The organism is Actinoplanes flavus (assembly GCF_017592555.1).
Classification (GTDB): Bacteria; Actinomycetota; Actinomycetes; order Mycobacteriales; family Micromonosporaceae; genus Actinoplanes; species Actinoplanes flavus.
In genome coordinates, this window is sequence record NZ_JAGFNS010000005.1 from 67675 (window position 1) to 83461 (window position 15787).

General features: G+C 70.7%; 18 protein-coding genes and 1 riboswitch. Of the genes, 15 read left to right on the forward strand and 3 right to left on the reverse strand.

From position 1 onward, the window contains the following. Nucleotides 1-144 precede the first annotated feature (144 nt). On the forward strand, nt 145-1011 hold the full coding sequence (locus tag J5X75_RS09200) for a L,D-transpeptidase family protein (protein WP_307797999.1): 867 nt from the start codon (nt 145-147) through the stop codon (nt 1009-1011). A 47-nt stretch (nt 1012-1058) separates the two neighbouring features. On the opposite strand, the gene J5X75_RS09205 is transcribed toward J5X75_RS09200, so the two are convergent. Continuing rightward, nucleotides 1059-1658, reverse strand: a complete 600-nt coding sequence (locus J5X75_RS09205) for a TetR/AcrR family transcriptional regulator (protein WP_208466906.1) — start codon at nt 1656-1658, stop codon at nt 1059-1061. A gap of 85 nt (nt 1659-1743) precedes the next feature. Between J5X75_RS09205 and J5X75_RS09210 the strand changes: the two genes are divergently transcribed. The 12 genes from J5X75_RS09210 (at nt 1744) to J5X75_RS09265 (ending at nt 12333) form a co-directional block, all read left to right on the forward strand. Then, nucleotides 1744-1920 (forward strand): hypothetical protein, encoded by a 177-nt coding sequence (locus tag J5X75_RS09210; protein WP_208466907.1) that lies wholly within the window; start codon nt 1744-1746, stop codon nt 1918-1920. Beyond that, a complete protein-coding gene (locus J5X75_RS09215; protein ID WP_208466908.1) occupies nt 1917-2432 on the forward strand; it encodes a DUF2269 domain-containing protein in 516 nt (171 codons plus the stop codon). The genes J5X75_RS09210 and J5X75_RS09215 overlap by 4 nt, the downstream gene beginning before the upstream one ends. A 69-nt stretch (nt 2433-2501) precedes the next feature. Continuing rightward, complete coding sequence (locus J5X75_RS09220) at nt 2502-2936, forward strand: DUF6153 family protein (RefSeq protein ID WP_208466909.1); 435 nt, start codon at nt 2502-2504, stop codon at nt 2934-2936. A gap of 82 nt (nt 2937-3018) precedes the next feature. Further along, on the forward strand, nt 3019-3669 hold the full coding sequence (locus tag J5X75_RS09225) for a DUF305 domain-containing protein (RefSeq protein WP_208466910.1): 651 nt from the start codon (nt 3019-3021) through the stop codon (nt 3667-3669). Between the two features lie 231 nt (nt 3670-3900). Continuing rightward, nucleotides 3901-4275 carry a hypothetical protein gene (locus J5X75_RS09230; protein ID WP_208466911.1) on the forward strand — a complete coding sequence of 125 codons (375 nt, stop codon included), beginning with the start codon at nt 3901-3903 and terminating at the stop codon, nt 4273-4275. A gap of 76 nt (nt 4276-4351) precedes the next feature. Further along, the gene (locus tag J5X75_RS09235; RefSeq protein ID WP_307798000.1) at nt 4352-5548 is read left to right on the forward strand and encodes a PLP-dependent cysteine synthase family protein; all 1197 of its coding nucleotides are present in this window, start codon (nt 4352-4354) and stop codon (nt 5546-5548) included. After that, nucleotides 5545-6834 carry an MDR family MFS transporter gene (locus tag J5X75_RS09240; protein ID WP_307798001.1) on the forward strand — a complete coding sequence of 430 codons (1290 nt, stop codon included), beginning with the start codon at nt 5545-5547 and terminating at the stop codon, nt 6832-6834. Before J5X75_RS09235 ends, J5X75_RS09240 begins: the two co-directional genes overlap by 4 nt. Nucleotides 6835-6993: 159 nt before the next feature. Continuing rightward, nucleotides 6994-7698: a DUF1775 domain-containing protein gene (locus tag J5X75_RS09245; RefSeq protein WP_208466912.1), complete on the forward strand. Its 705-nt coding sequence runs from the start codon at nt 6994-6996 to the stop codon at nt 7696-7698. Between the two features lie 172 nt (nt 7699-7870). Beyond that, the gene (locus tag J5X75_RS09250; protein ID WP_208466913.1) at nt 7871-8473 is read left to right on the forward strand and encodes a CueP family metal-binding protein; all 603 of its coding nucleotides are present in this window, start codon (nt 7871-7873) and stop codon (nt 8471-8473) included. Between the two features lie 410 nt (nt 8474-8883). Beyond that, nucleotides 8884-9090 (forward strand): heavy-metal-associated domain-containing protein, encoded by a 207-nt coding sequence (locus J5X75_RS09255; protein WP_204299584.1) that lies wholly within the window; start codon nt 8884-8886, stop codon nt 9088-9090. A 2-nt stretch (nt 9091-9092) separates the two neighbouring features. After that, a complete protein-coding gene (locus tag J5X75_RS09260; RefSeq protein WP_208466914.1) occupies nt 9093-10058 on the forward strand; it encodes a DUF8832 domain-containing protein in 966 nt (321 codons plus the stop codon). Nucleotides 10059-10068: 10 nt separating this feature from the next. After that, on the forward strand, nt 10069-12333 hold the full coding sequence (locus J5X75_RS09265) for a heavy metal translocating P-type ATPase (RefSeq protein ID WP_208466915.1): 2265 nt from the start codon (nt 10069-10071) through the stop codon (nt 12331-12333). 96 nt (nt 12334-12429) lie between these two features. Here the strand turns inward: J5X75_RS09265 and J5X75_RS09270 are convergent, their stop codons facing one another. Beyond that, entirely contained in the window at nt 12430-13014 is a 585-nt protein-coding gene (locus tag J5X75_RS09270; RefSeq protein ID WP_208466916.1) for a C40 family peptidase, read from the reverse strand. Nucleotides 13015-13020: 6 nt separating this feature from the next. Next, a riboswitch (cyclic di-AMP (ydaO/yuaA leader) is annotated at nt 13021-13197 on the reverse strand. A 572-nt stretch (nt 13198-13769) separates the two neighbouring features. On the opposite strand from J5X75_RS09270, the gene J5X75_RS09275 reads away from it, so the two are divergent. Further along, nucleotides 13770-14789, forward strand: coding sequence for a flagellar M-ring protein FliF C-terminal domain-containing protein (locus J5X75_RS09275; RefSeq protein ID WP_208466917.1), 1020 nt, complete (start codon nt 13770-13772; stop codon nt 14787-14789). 15 nt (nt 14790-14804) lie between these two features. Here the strand turns inward: J5X75_RS09275 and J5X75_RS09280 are convergent, their stop codons facing one another. Continuing rightward, entirely contained in the window at nt 14805-15104 is a 300-nt protein-coding gene (locus tag J5X75_RS09280; RefSeq protein WP_208466918.1) for a metal-sensitive transcriptional regulator, read from the reverse strand. 123 nt (nt 15105-15227) lie between these two features. On the opposite strand from J5X75_RS09280, the gene J5X75_RS09285 reads away from it, so the two are divergent. After that, nucleotides 15228-15608, forward strand: a complete 381-nt coding sequence (locus J5X75_RS09285; protein ID WP_208466919.1) for a hypothetical protein — start codon at nt 15228-15230, stop codon at nt 15606-15608. Nucleotides 15609-15787: the final 179 nt, after the last annotated feature.

Genomic DNA, 15787 nt, shown 5'->3' on the forward strand with positions numbered 1-15787 from the left:
CAGCGAACGTTTGCCGGGGCCACGCCGGCGGTAACGGCGAGGCCGGTGGACAACGCACCACGACTACTCCCTACGACGCCGAAACCCGGCGGCCCCGGGCGCCGATCTCACGACCGTCGGCTTTGTCGGAAGGTGGTTGTCAGGGTGTCGGGTTCATCGGCGGCGGGTTACCTGCTGAGCGCGGCTGCGGTGCTCGGCCTGGCAGGTGCGGGCGCCGCGGCGGACATCGCCGGCGTGATCGGTTCCCCACCACCGGCCGCCACGGCGACGGCTCGCGACGCGGCGCCGGCCGGCACGTCGTTCGTCACCGTGATCCGTCACGAGTCCACCCCCTCCCCGGATGCCGGACACGAGAACGCCGGACCAGCGGATCCCGGCCCTGCAGCGTCGCGCCGGGCCGTCGCAGCGCCCTGTGCGGGCGGGCGGTGGCAGCGCGCCATCGAGGAGAACCTTGCGCAACTGGGTTCGATCGGCGCGGTGAGCGTCGACGGCCTGCAGTCACCGGCGGACTGCGCCGCCATCCGTGGCTTCCAGCAACGGTTCGGTATCGAACCCGCCGCCGGGCAGGCCGACGCGACGACCGCTGATGTCGCCCGCCGGATCGCCACGAGTTCCCAACCGGCGAATCTGGCTCGCTGCGCCACCGGTCAGGGGGTCACCGCCTGCGTCGATCTCACGTTGCAGACCGCATGGGTGATGCGCGACGGCGCCGTCGTGGCGGGGCCGACGGTCGCGCGGACCGGCTTCGCCGGCCACGCGACCCCGGCCGGTACCTACCGGATCAACAAGCGCGCCGAGAAGGAATGGTCGGATCCGTACGAGGTGTGGCTGCCGTACTGGCAGCGATTCATCGGCGGCATCGGTTTCCACGAGACGACCACGTATCTACACGACACCGCCCGCGGCTCGCACGGCTGCGTCAATCTGCTGCACCGTGACGCTGTGGCCATGTGGGACCACCTGGAGACCGGTGCCCGGGTGCATACCTTCGGGCGCCGTCCCGGGACCTGACCTGCCCGGCCAGGCATCGAGTTCCCGGGCCGGGCGCGAATATGGGGTCACCGCGGCGGTAGCAGCCCGGCCCAGGTGACCTCGAGCAGGCGCTCATGGCTGCCGGGTGACGGCAGCGCCGCCGCGGCGGCCAGCGCGTGCAGGCAGTAGGTGGCCAGTTCGTCGGTCGGTACGTCGGTGCGGGCGACACCCGCGTCGGCGGCACCGGCGATCACTGCGGTGACGAGCTCACGCAGCCGCTGGTGAGCTGCCGGCATGTGCGAAGCCTGATGCAGCGCTGTCGCGAGCTGCGCGGCCGGCCCGCCGCCGTGGTTGCCGTGCCCGGTATGCGTGCCGGTGCTGGACAGCCGTAGATAGGTGGACAGCACGGTGCGCAGCCGTTCGCCCGGATCCTGGTGCTGGGCGGCGACGCTGGTGAGGTGGTCGAGGTGGGCGGTGACCTGACGCTCGTGCCAGGCGGCCACGATGGCCTGCACGTCGGGGAAGTATTTGTACAGGGTGGCCCGGCCGATGCCGACGTGCGCGGCGATCTGCGACATGTTCACCGCCAGCCCGTGTTCGGCGATGAGCGCGGCGGTGGCGTCCAGGATGGCGGCGTGCACGGTGTGGCGGTGTTGTTCGACGGTCGAGTTCCACAACTTCGGCACCCCTGCATCGTACGCATTGCCCACCCCACGTCACTCTGTCACTATCAAAACACTCTGTATCGAAAAAGTTGGAGGTGGTGGAGTGATGTCACGTCGAGAGCCGATCCCGGAGGAAGGCATGCCACGCTGGGTGAAGGGTTTCCTGGTCGTCGGCGCGCTCCTGCTCGTGCTGATCGTGGCGGCGGCGCTGACCGGGCACGGCCCCGGCCGCCATCTGGGCTCCGAGTCGGTCCCGGCGGTCGTCCGCAGCGAGCGGGGATGACGCTGCCCGTGGGGTGGCGCCGGGCGGGGCTGCTGGTGCACATCGCCGCGTCCGTCGGATGGCTCGGCGCCGTCGCGGCCTCGCTCGTGCTGGCCGGCCTGGCCGTCACCGCCGCCGACCCGCGCACGGTCAACGCCGTCTACCTGATCCTGGAGCTGCTCGGCTGGTACGTGCTGGTCCCGTTCGGGATCGCGAGTCTGATCACCGGGCTGGCCCAGTCCATGATCACGGTGTGGGGCCTGGTCCGGCACTACTGGGTGGTCGTCAAACTCGTGCTCACCGCGTTCGCCGTCGCCGTCCTGCTGCTGTACACGCGGACTCTCGACGCTCTCGCCGATACCGCGCGCCTCGCCGCCGACGGTGGACCGCCGATGACCGCGACCGCGTCACCGCTGGTTCATGCGTCCGGTGCCGCGATCCTGCTGTTGATCGCATTGGCGCTCTCGGTGTACAAGCCCCGTGGGCTGACCCCGGCCGGACACCGCCGGCGCCGTTCCGCCGGGACCGGCTGAGGCGCGAAGAGTGGGGCATCGGTCCGGTCGTCGGCGACGGCCATCAGATCGCGCGCTACCGTGGACGCCGTGACGACGACAGCAGTGACAACGGTGGGCCGTACGGCCCGCCTTGCGCTGCTGCTGGCGACCGCACTCGGGCTGGCGCTCATGCACACCCTCGGCCACACCGGTGTCCGTGACGACCCGCACCCGGCGATCACCGGCATGAGCACGACTGCGGCGGGTGCCGCCGGGATGCTGTCCGCGGTGGCCACTGCGGTACAGCCGTGTCCGGACGGGCACTGCGACGGCCACGGCGGGCACGGCTCCGGCGCCTGGAGCGCCTGCCTGGCGATCCTCACCGGCCTTGCCGTGATCGTGATGCTGCTCTGGCTGCTCACCGTGGTCCGGGGCCACCGTCTGCTGCCCGTGCCCGCGGTGCTGCGGGCGATGTCCCCGCGGGCGCCGCCGGACCGCCCCACCGGGCTCACCCTCGCCTCGGCAGCGGTACTGCGCATATAGCAACGCCACCTCCACGACCGGCTACCGGTCGTGTCGAGGCGTTCGCGCGTACCTACCTCCTGCCGAAAGGTCATGAACCGCAATGATGCGTACTTCCCGCCTGCCCGCCACCGTGCTGCGCCGCGGCCTGCTCGCCGGCGCCGCCGTCACCGCCACCCTCGTGCTGTCGGCCTGCGGCGGCAGCGACCACTCGTCGTCCGGCACTGGCATGAACCACGGCGCCACCACCGCCGCGTCGCCGGCCGCGTCGGCGGTCGGCACGTTCAACGACGCCGACGTCACGTTCGCCCAGGCGATGATCCCGCACCACCAGCAGGCCGTGCAGATGGCCGATATGGCCGACGGCCGCGCCGCCGACGCCGAGGTCAAAGCACTCGCCGGCAAGATCCAGGCCGCGCAGCAGCCCGAGATCGACACCATGACCGGCTGGCTGACCGCCTGGGGCAAACCCGCCCCCGCACCGCACATGAGCAAGGGCTCCGGCATGGGCCACGGCTCGATGCCCGGCATGATGACCGACGCCGACATGAAAAAGCTCATGGACGCCAAGGGCGCGGCGTTCGACAAGCAGTTCCTGACCATGATGATCGGCCACCACGAGGGCGCGATCGAGATGGCCCAGACCGAGGTGGCGCAGGGCTCCAACCCGGAGGCCAAGGCCCTCGCCCAGAAGATCATCACCGATCAGCAGGCCGAGATCGCCACGATGAATACCATTCTCGAACGTCTCTGATCACGTCGATCCGGGGGGGGGGCCGGGGGGGGGCGCCAGGGCGCCCCCCCCCCCCCCGGGGGGGGGGGGGGGGGCCGGGGGGGGGCCCCCCCCCCCCCCCCCCGGCCCGCGTTCGGGGTCGCACACGGTGTGCGGGAGACGGCGTGGCGATTCCGCGAAACCCGGCGGAACGAAACGAGTCTTTGGTACTTTTGCCGCTCGGCTTTCTTGGAATGCTGAGCGGGAAGGGCCATGTTCCAGCTGATCGTGCGGATGACCACCATGGCGTTGCTGCTGCTCTGCGGCGTCATGCTGCATCACGTGCCGCAGCATGCGCACCACGGCCATCCTCCGACCGCAGCAGGCCCGACAGCGGTCGTCTCCGCATCGGGTCAGGACGCCGAGTGCACCGCGGTAACGGCGGACCAACAGCACCTCGCGCATCCCTGCACCCCGATGGCGCTGCTACAACAAACCTCCATCGACGATGTCGATCTGCCGCCGGCCCCGGCGCCGCCCACCGCCGACGACGCCCTCACCGCTGCCGCCGCTGCGGCTGACGCGGCCCATCCTCCCGGCAGACAACGGCACACCGTGCTGTCGCTGACGAGCGTGTACCGGAGCTGACAGGTCCCGCACACCGCCGCCCCGTGCCCGACCCTGCCGCTGCGCAGGATCCGGCTTCGGTCGGCGACGTGCCTTCGTGACCTCTGCTCACCTCCGCACCCGACGTCTGCTCGCCGTGGACGCCGGGCGGCGGACCACGTCTGCGAAAGCGGCTACGCACATGATCGACGTGACGTTTCCCCGGCTCCAGCGCCGGCCACTTCCCGCCCAACTCGTCTCCGCCTCCACCTGCCACCATCTCGACCAGCTCGTCGGCAACACCCCCGTCCTCTGGACGCCGGATATCACCGCCACCACCGACCGTGGGTTCTGGGCCAAACTCGAAGGCCACAACCCAGGCGGCATCAAAGACCGGCCCGGCCTGCACCTGATCCAGCGCGCCCGCGAACGCGGCGACCTGCCCGACGGCGCACCGATCGTGGAGTCCACCTCCGGCACCCTCGGCCTCGGCCTGGCCCTGGCCGGACTGATCCACGGCCATCCGGTCACCCTGGTCACCGACCCCGGCATGGAACCACCACTGAGAAACCTTTTGACCGCCTACGGCGCCCGCATCGACCTGGTCGACACCGCGCACCCGACAGGCGGCTGGCAACAGGCCCGCCGCGACCGCGTCAACCAGCTCCTGGACGAGCAGGGCGGGTTCTGCCCGGACCAGTACAACAACCCCGACAACATCGACGCCTACCAGAGCCTCGCCCTGGAGCTGGCCGCACAGCTCGGCCGCATCGACGTGCTGGTCTGCAGCGTCGGCACCGGCGGGCACAGCGCCGGCACCGCCCGGGTGCTGCGCGAGTTCTTCCCCGACCTGCGCCTGGTCGGCGTCGACGCGTGCGGCTCCACCATCTTCGGCCAGCCCGCCCGGACCCGGCTCATGCGCGGGCTCGGCAGCAGCATCCACCCCCGCAACGTCGACTACCCGGCCTTCGACGAAGTCCACTGGGTCGCCGCCCCGGAGTCGGTGTGGGCCTGCCGACGCCTGGCCGCCGCCAGCTATGTCAGCGGCGGGTGGAGCGTCGGCGCGGTCGCCCTGGTCGCCTCCTGGCTGTCGCGGACCCTGCCCGACGACACCCGCATCGCCGCGATCTTCCCCGACGGGCCGCACCGCTACGCCGACACCGTCTACAGCGACGACTACTGCCGTCACCACAACCTGCTCGGATCGGCTCCGGCTGCCGACCCCGACGAGATCAGTCATCCGCACGAGCGGGAGGTGCGGCGCTGGACGCGCTGCACCCGGGTGATCGACCCCACCATCGAGGGCACCCCGTGACCGGCACCCTGGGCCAGGTCCGGTCCTTCAACCGGCCGGTGCAACTGCTGCTGGTCAACCAGCTGACCATCAACATCGGCTTCTATATGCTCATGCCCTACCTGGCGGGCTACCTCACCGGCGACCTGGCCATGGCCGCCTGGGCGGTCGGTCTGATCCTGGGCGTGCGCAACCTCAGCCAGCAGGGCATGTTCCTGCTCGGTGGCACCCTCGCCGACCGGTACGGCTACAAACCGCTGATCCTGGCCGGCCTCGGCCTGCGCGTGGCCGGGTTCGCCCTGCTCGGCTTCGCAACGAGCCTGCCCGTGCTCATCGCCGCGTCGGTGCTGACCGGGCTGGCCGGAGCGTTGTTCAACCCTGCGGTCCGCGCGTATCTGGCCGCCGAATCAGGCGAACGCAAGACCGAGGCGTTCGCCGTGTTCAACGTCTTCTACCAGGCCGGCATCCTCGCCGGGCCCCTGATCGGTCTCGCCCTGCTGACCGCATCGTTCCGGTGGGTCTGTGCGGTCGCGGCGCTGCTGTTCCTGCTGCTGATGATCGCCCAGGCCCGGGCACTGCCCGCCAGACACGCCCCGGCCGGCCCGGACGACCGCGGCGCTGCGGCGGATTGGCGGCAGGTGCTGCGCCACCGCGGCTTCCTGCTGTTCTCCACCGCGATGATCGGCTCCTACGTGCTGAACTTCCAGGTCTACCTCGGCCTGCCGATCGAGGTCCGCCGGGCGACGGGCTCGGAGACTCCGGTGGCGATCCTGTTCGCCGTCTCCGGCCTGCTCACCGTGGCCGGGCAGGTCCGTGTCACCGCCTGGGCCAAACGCCGCTGGAGCCCACCACAGGCCATCGTCCGTGGCCTGGCATTGATGGCCGTCGCGTTCCTGCCGCTCGCCGCCACCGCCGCGATCAGCCCAGCGATCGGCGCGGGCCCGTGGCGCACGGCACTGGCGCTGACGCCGGCGTTGGTGAGCACGGTGCTGCTGACGGTCGCGACGATGATCGTGTACCCGTTCGAGATGGCCACCATCGTCGAGTTCGCCGGACAGCGCCTGGTCGGCACCTATTACGGCCTGTACAACACCCTCGCCGGTGTCGGCATCGCCGCCGGGAATCTGCTGACCGGGGCGGCCCTCGACACCGCCGTGACGTTGGGGTGGCCGGCGCTGCCGTGGCTGCTGCTGACCGTCACCGGATTGCTGGGTACCGCGGCGGTCGGCTACCTGTCCCATGCCGGACTGTTGACGACCACGACGGGCGCGGCGGCCGGCGACCGGCGCAGGACCGCGAAGGCGTAACCCTTCGATCGCCGCGGTCTCGGGTGGCGATGACGGCAGTGCGGGCCGGTTTGGAAGATGTGTGGAACTTTCCCGGGCCGGGTGACGACTTACCGATGCCGACCGGTGACCCCGTACGGTCTGCTTGTCGTCAGTGGTTGAGGTGGAGGTCCGGGCGCGATGGCGTTAGGCAAGCGTACGGTCGGTGCCCTGCCGACAGGGGTGGCGGCGGCCGCGCTGCTCGGAGCTCCGGCCTTCGCCCACGTGGAGGTGGAGGCCGACAAGGCGCAGGCCGGCGCCACCAACGTCACGCTGACCTTCCACGGCGAAGCCGAATCACAGAGCGCCGGCATCGTGTCGGAGCGGGTGGTGCTGCCGCAGGGCATCGCGCCGACTGACGTGACCTTGGTAAAGGCCCCCCGGGGCTGGACGTTCACCAGCAGCGCCGACGGGTTCACCATCGCCGGCCCGGCGCTGAAGGTGGGCCAAGACGCCGAATTCGCCGTCAAGGTGACGCAGCTGCCCACCGACGCCACCACGCTGTCGTTCAAGACGGTGGAGACCTACAGCGACGGCAAGGTGTCGCGTTGGATCGACCTACCTGAACAGGGCCAGCCCGAACCCGAGAGCCCCGCACCCACCATCAACCTCAAGCCCGCCGCCGCCAGCGCCGGTATCACGTCCACCAGCGCCCCGGGCGCCGCCGCGTCACCTGTCACCTCGGCGGCCACCCCGGCCACCAGTGCGGCGGCCGTGCCTGCCGCCGGCACCACCGGTTCCGGCGGCTCGAGCGTGGCCTGGTGGATCGCCCTGGCTGTGGCGGTCATCGCCGGCGCTGGTGGCCTGCTGCTCTGGCGACAGCGCAGCGGCAACCAGGCTCAGTGACCTTCGCTGGGTGACGCTGCGTCAGCGGTCGGCGCTCCGCCGGCACGGCAAGGGTCAACCGTCGGGCTTCTGCCTGCCAGGTCGCCGTCACGGAGGCGGCACGACGGCCCGTTCTGGTCCTGAACCGCGCCCGACCAACCGTGCAACTGACTACCGATGGAGAATCGTCAGCATGAAACGGCTCGTCGTTGTGGGTGCGGTGTTGGTTCTGACGATGGCCGGGTGCACCGGTACCGGCGGTTCTTCCCCCGTCGCCGGACCGGCCAGCGCGACTGTGGCGTCGTCGTCGGCTGAGGCGCAGCCGCTGCTGGCGCGCTATGGCCTGTCGGGCAAGAGCACGGTGGAGGTCATCGATCAGCTCGACCGGTTAGACCTGCACCAGCGCCCCGCCGGGCTGAAGGCGTCCGTGCGGGCTGGCGAGCTGCTGATCTCCGACGGCGGGCAGGAGTACAGCCTGCCCATCCCCGCCGACCGGTTCTACCTGTCGGCCGGCCCGTACCTGCAGCAGACCCACGACTGTTTCTTCCACGCGCCCACCGGCTGCAAAGGCGAACTGGCCGGCAAGCAGGTCCAGGTCAAGATCGTGAACGACGCCGACGGCACGGTCCTGGTGGACGAGCCGCGAACCACCTTCGCCAACGGCTTCGTCGGATTCTGGCTGCCGCGCGACATCACCGCCACCCTGCGGATCACCTCTGACGGCAAGACCGCCGAGTCGAAGATCAGCACCGGCGCAGACGCCCCGACCTGCCTGACCACGCTCCGGCTCGCCTGACCGGCACGTGGCCCGAGGCCGGCCTCGGACAACGTCCGCCCGCTGACCCGCCTCGCCGGCGAAAGTGTCGCCGACGCAGGCGACCGACCTTTCGGGCGTCGACGCCATCCGGATCCGGTCCGTGCGGCGTGCCCGTCGACGCGTTCGGCCAGGCGGGCATGGATCGCCACCGTCGCCGACGATGCGGACCCGGCTGACCATCGCGCCAACAGACGGTGGAACCGTACCGGTGCGCTGCCGGTTAGCCACCGGGCCGGCGGGAACCTCCATGAACGGGCACTTCGTGGTGCAACCGTCGTAAGCGTGCAGCGGGTCACCACCCCACCTCTTGATACCCTAGGGGGGTATGGGTATGGTTGGTCGTGGGCGGTGACGTCCCGCCGCTCACCACCAACGGCAAGGAGATCGTGATGGCTACCCAGACCTACACCGTCACCGGCATGACCTGCTCGCACTGCGTCAACTCCGTCAGCGCCGAAGTCGGCGCGATCCCCGGTGTCACCGACGTCCAGGTCGACCTCGCCTCCGGCACGGTCACCGTCACCAGTGACCAGCCCGTCGACGAGACCGCGGTGGCCGCGGCCGTCGACGAGGCCGGCTACGAACTCGCGAGGTAGTCATGAACACCGCCATCAAGCTGGGCGGCTTCGGGATCGCTCTGGCGGCCGTGTTCACGGCCGCCCTCGGCCTCGGCAGCCTCTTCCCGGCAGCCGCACCCACCACCCCGGCCGCCCACGACGGCGGCCACACCGGCACACCACCCGAGCAGAACACCCCGGCAGCGGTGCTGCCGGCCGGGCTGCAGATCAGCCAGGACGGCTACCGGCTCACCCCGCTCACCAGCAGCCTGTCGACCGGTGCACCGCAGCCGTTCCGGTTCCAGATCACCGGGCCCGGCGGCCGGCTGGTCACCGATTACACGACCAGCCACGACAAGGACCTGCACCTGATCGTGGTCCGCCGGGACCTGTCCGGGTTCCAGCATGTGCACCCCGAGCTCGGCAGCGACGGCACCTGGTCCATCCCCCTCGCCGTGGCCGCCGCCGGGCAGTACCGGGTCTTCGCCGACTTCCAGCCGGCCGGCCACGACGGTCTCACCCTCGGCGCCGACGTCCCCGCAGCCGGCGACTACCAGCCCGCGCCGCTACCGGCGACCGCCCGGACCGCGACGGTCGACGGCTACACGGTCACCCTCACCGGCGACCTCACGCCCGGCGCGTCGTCGAAGCTGACCCTGTCGGTCAGCAAGGACGGCGAGCCGGTCACCGACTTGCAGTCCTACCTCGGCGCGTACGGCCACCTGGTCGCGCTGCGCGACGGTGACCTGGCCTACCTGCACGTGCACCCGGACGGCGCCCCCGGCGACGGCCGCACCACGCCCGGCCCGGACGTCGCCTTCCACGCCGAGGTCCCGTCAACCGGCGCCTACCGGCTCTACCTGGACTTCCAGCACGACGGGAAGGTCCGTACCGCCGAGTTCACCGCCGTCGCCGGAACCGCCACCCCGCCGAGCCCCGCGCCGCCGGCCGCCTCCGCCGCGCCGAGCCCGTCCGGGCACGGCGCCGACGGCCACACCCACGACTAGGAGGAGCGTCATGGCAACCGTCGCCGGGCCGCTGCCCGTGGCCCCGAACCAGATCGAGCTGGCGATCGGCGGCATGACCTGCGCCTCCTGCGCCGCGCGGATCGAGAAGAAACTCAACCGCATGGACGGCGTGGTCGCGACCGTCAACTACGCCACCGAGAAGGCCAGCGTCGCCTATCCCGACGGGGTGAGCGCCGAGGACCTGATCGCCACCGTCGAGAAGACCGGCTACACCGCGAAGCTCCCGCCGCCACCGCAACAGCCCGGCGACGACCCGGCCGAGCAGACGCAGCCGGTCGACGAACTCCAGACTTTGCGGACCCGGCTGTTCACCTCGATCGTGCTCAGCGTGCCGGTGGTGCTGCTGGCGATGGTGCCGGCCTGGCAGTTCACCTACTGGCAGTGGCTGTCGCTGACCCTGGCCGCGCCGGTCGTGGTCTGGGGCGGGCTGCCGTTCCACAAGGCCGCGTGGACCAACCTGCGCCACGGCGCCGCGACCATGGACACCCTCATCTCCATGGGCACGATCGCCGCGTTCGGCTGGTCGCTGTGGGCACTGTTCTTCGGTACCGCCGGCATCCCGGGGATGACGCACCCGTTCAGCCTCGACATCGGCACCACCGCCGGCGCCGGCGCCATCTACCTGGAAGCCGCCGCCGGAGTCACCACCTTCATCCTCGCCGGCCGCTACTTCGAGGCCCGCTCCAAACGCCGGGCCGGCGCCGCCATGCGCGCACTGCTGGAACTCGGCGCCAAGGACGTCGCGGTGCTGCGCGACGGCACCGAACGGCGGATCCCAGTCACCGACCTGACCGTGGGGGACCGGTTCGTCGTGCGGCCGGGCGAGAAGATCGCCACCGACGGCGTCATCGAGGACGGCACCTCAGCCGTGGACGCGAGCATGCTCACCGGTGAGTCCGTGCCGGTCGAAGTCGCCCCCGGCGATCCGGTCGTCGGCGCGACCGTCAACGCCGGTGGCCGGCTGATCGTGCGTGCCACCCGGATCGGCGCCGACACCCAGCTCGCGCAGATGGCGAAACTCGTTGAGCAGGCTCAGACCGGTAAAGCCGCCGTTCAGCGGCTTGCGGACCGGATCTCCGGTGTGTTCGTGCCGATCGTGATCGCCCTCGCCGTCGCGACGCTCGGCTGGTGGGTGGGCACCGGTTCCGGCTGGACGGCCGCGTTCACCGCCGCGGTCGCCGTGCTGATCATCGCCTGCCCCTGCGCGCTCGGCCTGGCCACGCCGACGGCGCTGTTGGTCGGCACCGGCCGCGGCGCGCAGCTCGGGATCCTGATCAAAGGCCCCGAGACCCTCGAGTCGACCCGGACCGTGGACACCGTCGTGCTCGACAAGACCGGCACCGTCACCACCGGCCGGATGAGCCTGGTCGACGTCGTCCCCGCCGACGGCGTGAACCGTGACGAGTTGCTGCGCCTGGCCGGGGCAGTCGAGGCCGCCTCCGAGCACCCGATCGCCCAGGCCATCGCCGCAGCAGCCGCCGACGAAGCACCGCTGCCGCCGACCACCGGGTTCGCCAGCACCGAAGGACTCGGCGTCACCGGCACGGTCGACGGATACTCCGTGCACGTCGGCCGCCCGGCACTGCTGCGCCAGGCCGGGTTGGCCGTGCCCGCCGACGTCGAGCAGGCCGTCGCCACCGCGCACGCGGCGGGACAGACCGCCGTCGTCGCGGGCTGGGACGGTCAGGCCCGCGGCGTGCTGGCCGTCGCCGACACCGTGAAGCCGACCAGCCGCGCCGCCGTCGCCCAGCTACGGGCGCTGGGCCTGTCACCGGTGCTGCTCACCGGCGACAACGAGACCGTCGCCCGGGCCGTGGCCGCGCAGGTCGGCATCGACGAGGTGATCGCCGAGGTCCTGCCGGCCGACAAGGTCGACGTCGTCAAACGCCTGCAGGAACAGGGCAAGGTCGTGGCGATGGTCGGCGATGGCGTCAACGATGCCGCCGCGCTGGCCCAGGCCGACCTCGGGTTGGCCATGGGTACCGGCACCGACGCCGCCATCGAGGCGTCCGACCTGACCCTGGTCCGCGGTGACCTGATGGCCGCCGCCGACGCGATCCGCCTGTCGCGGCGAACTCTGCGCATCATCAAGAGCAACCTGTTCTGGGCGTTCGCCTACAACGTGGCCGCCCTCCCGCTGGCCGCTGCCGGACTGCTCAACCCGATGATCGCCGGAGCGGCGATGGCGTTCAGTTCGGTGTTCGTCGTCGCCAACAGCCTCCGGTTGCGCCGTTTCGCCAGCATCACGAAGTAGGCGTACGACAGCGCCGCCTGCACCCCCGCCAAGGACGGGTGCAGGCGGCGCTGCGTGGAGCCCTGACGCCAAGAGCGATCAGCAGGGGGAACCGACTCAGACCAGGCGCCGGACGACGTAGTTCTTGCTCCAGATCTTCTGCTTGGTGACCGTCTTGCCGGTCCGCGGCGACGCCCACATCTTGCCGCCGCCGGCGTAGATGCCGGCATGGGTGCCCTTGGTACCCTTGCGGATGACGATCAGGTCACCGGGGCGGGCGTTGGACTTGGCGACGGCCTTGCCGTACCGCTGCTGCAGATGGGCCTTGTGCGGAAGTTTCTTGCCCGCCGCCTTCTTGTAGACGTACATCGTGTAGCCCGAGCAGTCGAACCGTTTGGGCCCGGCCGCGCCGAACTTGTACTTCTTGCCCTTGTGCTTCGCCGCCTCGGTCAGCACACGGTTCGCGGCCGCCTTGGACCTGGCGGCCTGGGACGCTGCCGCCTTGACGGTGATGCCGGTCTGGCTGAACGCCACGCTGGTCTGCGAGGACACCTGTGTGGTGGCGACCGCCGAGGATGGCGGCGCGGCGGAGGCTGACTGCGGTGTGCCGAGTCCGCCGGTCAGAAGACCGAGACCCACGGACAGGGCGAGAGTGCCGACTCCCAGGGTACGGGCGGGCCGGCTCAGGGTGCTTACGCGCACGGTGAAGGAATCCCTCCGGCACGCCTGCGAGGTTAGCTGTCGGGTTCGGGCGCGAAGGTTGCCCGGCCGCACGCTGGCGGCTTCACCCCGAGGCCCTCATGTCCCGGCCACCGCAGTGCGGTGTGCCGGTCGAGGACCGATAGTGGTTCCCCCGTCCCTGCCCCCGATTGCCTCATGACTCGTCATGTGGGCGCGTGCCGCCGGACCGGGGCAGGGCTCGGCGTGGTCCAGGTCGGCACGACCGGCGAGCCTGTGCCCGCCGCCTCTCCTTGATAGCCCAGCCCGCGCCGACCCTCGACCCGCGAATTGCTCACCCACAGTGATGGCATCACGGGACGGAGTCCGGTTTGTAGGGCAGCTGCGAGGTTTGTCAATACCCTGTGCTGATATGTGATTGACGTGGAGTGATGTTGATCTGTGAAAGGGAACACGCGGACCCGAACGTGGTGGCTGTGCGTGGCCCGGCGGGGTCACCCGTTGCGTCGTGTCCACGGTGACTTCCGGCCCGCCGATCGTGACCGGATGTCCGCGCCTCATCGCCCGAACCGGCCACCTGCAGTCGAGGGTGACCGCATGCCGCGCGTCCCGCGCTGACCGGTTACGGCGGCGATGCAACGCAGACGCAACCGCAGGACTGATCAACCGGCCGTGCCGTCGAGCGATGAGGCAGACCCGACCGATGGCATCGCCGGTTGATGCCGTCGCATCTGACGGGTGGTCCAGCGGCGTTTCGGGAAGCGGTGAGGAGGCAGGCTGTGAGCAATCGTTTCGTCCTGGCTGCCCAAGGTTCGGGCAGTTCGTCTAGCGGCAGGCGTGCCGGAATCCTGATCGTCGCGCTCCTGGCGCTGACCCTTGCCGGGGGCGCGAGTGTCGGTGCCGGGCCCGCGTATGCGGGCGCCGCGTCGGCGCAGCGGAAGGCGATCACGGGTGCCTCCACCGTCACGCGAGGCTCCGGCAGCGGCTTGCTCCGCGTGGCGCCCGGCACTGATGCCACCACCGCGGCCTTTCAGGACCGGATGGAAGCCGCCGTGCAGCACCTGCTGGACACCGTGCTCGGCCCTGGCCGCTCGACGGTCGCCACCACCGTGGAGCTCGACCTCGACCAGGTCACGACATCCAGCAGCACCTACCGGCGGAGCCCGTTCGCCGGTGCCCTGTCCGAGCGGATCAGCGGGCGCTCCTACGTCGGTGACAACGGCGGCACCCGTTACGACAGCAGCAACGTGGCGCGCGTCAACGCCCTTGACGAACTGCACGAGACCCGCCGTAACGCACCCGGCGGCATCATCAAACTGAGCGTCGCCGTCCTCGTCGACGAAGCCGCCGCGACGAAAGTCGACCTGGCTCAGGTTCGTGAACTGGTCGCCGTGGCCGCCGGTATCGAGGCGGGCCGTGGTGATCGCGTGACGGTCGCCGCGATGCCGATGCGCATCGCTACGGCCATCCCCGCCGACACGGCTGTCGCGCAGCCCGATACCGAATCTGCAGTCCGGCTGCGGACCTCGCTCATCGCCGTGGTTCTGATCCTGCTGACCTGTGCCACGCTGCTGGCCATCCGGAGGCGACGGCGAGGGGCCGCAGTGGCCTCGGCGGCAGCCGACCACCGAGAGCTGCTCCGTGCCCAGCTGCACATCCAGCGCACTGCAGTCCCGGCTGCGGCCGTGCCGATCGCTACCGCACCTGACGAGGGCAGGCTGCGGCAGCGCGCGATCGGGTCGGTCGACCCGGCGCAGACCGCACAGCACTTGCGAGACTGGATCGGCTCCGGCCGGTAGGAACGGGCGGCCGGCTCAGGACTTCACGAGCCGGGCGATCGCTGCGCTCGCATCCTTGATCTTCGCGTCCACGTCGCCTTCGGCGGCGGCGTGGACCACGCAGTGGCGCAGATGATCCTCGAGCAGGCCGACGGCGACCGCGTGCAAGGCGCTCTTCGCGGCTGAGATCTGGGTCAGGATGTCGATGCAGTAGGTGTCCTCGTCGACCATCCGCTGCAGTCCGCGGATCTGCCCCTCGACCCGCTTCAGCCGGGCCATCAGCGCTTGTTTCTCCGCCGAGTACCCGTGCGGCCCGGCCGGTTTCGCCTCACTCATGCCGTGCAAGATACCCGGCACCGGTATCCACCGGCGGCGGCCGCGGCACACCTTTTCGGCGGCGCCGCGCCCGCCCGCGGTGACCACGCGGCCGTCGCACCTACGATGTCGTAACCTGGCCCGGTGATGCGACCCCACCAGCCGACGGCCTCATGGCTGCTGCGCTGGCTGCTGGTCGTGGTCACCCTGGCCGGCGTCGGGCTCGTGCAAAGCACACACTGCACCACCGGCCCGCACGAGACGAGCCTTGCCGCAGCTGCAGGCCATCACCACGAAAGCCCGGCAGCCGGGCAGCACCGTACGACGAGCCGGCCGGCAGACACCACAGCCGGGCACTGCGACGTGAACGCCCCCATCGCCGAACCCGCTGTACGGGCCGGCGTCGTCACGCTCCCGGCGATGACCGCCTGCGCCGACACCAGCGCCCCGGCCGCAGCGCTGCCGCTGATCGCGTTGCGGGCACCGGCCGTCACCTTGACCCAAATCGGTATAAGCCGCATATAGGACACCGGTCGTGAACACGTATCCCCGGGCACGGGGATACGCGTTCCTCGCAGCCGATGGCCACAACACACGTGAAGCGCCACGCCCGCCCGGCGATGGCGCCCACCTGTCTTCTGCGCGAAAGCCGAACCTTCGTGAACCGTCACGCCGTTATCACCAGTCAGTATCGATCGCACCGC

Bases quoted from the DNA above. Each gene is read 5' to 3' on its own strand.
- J5X75_RS09225 (WP_208466910.1), top strand. From the start codon at position 3,019: ATGATGCGTACTTCCCGCCTGCCCGCCACCGTGCTGCGCCGCGGCCTG.
- J5X75_RS09265 (WP_208466915.1), top strand. From the start codon at position 10,069: ATGGCAACCGTCGCCGGGCCGCTGCCCGTGGCCCCGAACCAGATCGAG.
- J5X75_RS09250 (WP_208466913.1), top strand. From the start codon at position 7,871: ATGAAACGGCTCGTCGTTGTGGGTGCGGTGTTGGTTCTGACGATGGCC.
- J5X75_RS09245 (WP_208466912.1), top strand. From the start codon at position 6,994: ATGGCGTTAGGCAAGCGTACGGTCGGTGCCCTGCCGACAGGGGTGGCG.
- J5X75_RS09215 (WP_208466908.1), top strand. From the start codon at position 1,917: ATGACGCTGCCCGTGGGGTGGCGCCGGGCGGGGCTGCTGGTGCACATC.
- J5X75_RS09255 (WP_204299584.1), top strand. From the start codon at position 8,884: ATGGCTACCCAGACCTACACCGTCACCGGCATGACCTGCTCGCACTGC.
- J5X75_RS09260 (WP_208466914.1), top strand. From the start codon at position 9,093: ATGAACACCGCCATCAAGCTGGGCGGCTTCGGGATCGCTCTGGCGGCC.
- J5X75_RS09210 (WP_208466907.1), top strand. From the start codon at position 1,744: ATGTCACGTCGAGAGCCGATCCCGGAGGAAGGCATGCCACGCTGGGTG.
- J5X75_RS09230 (WP_208466911.1), top strand. From the start codon at position 3,901: ATGTTCCAGCTGATCGTGCGGATGACCACCATGGCGTTGCTGCTGCTC.
- J5X75_RS09280 (WP_208466918.1), bottom strand. From the start codon at position 15,104: ATGAGTGAGGCGAAACCGGCCGGGCCGCACGGGTACTCGGCGGAGAAA.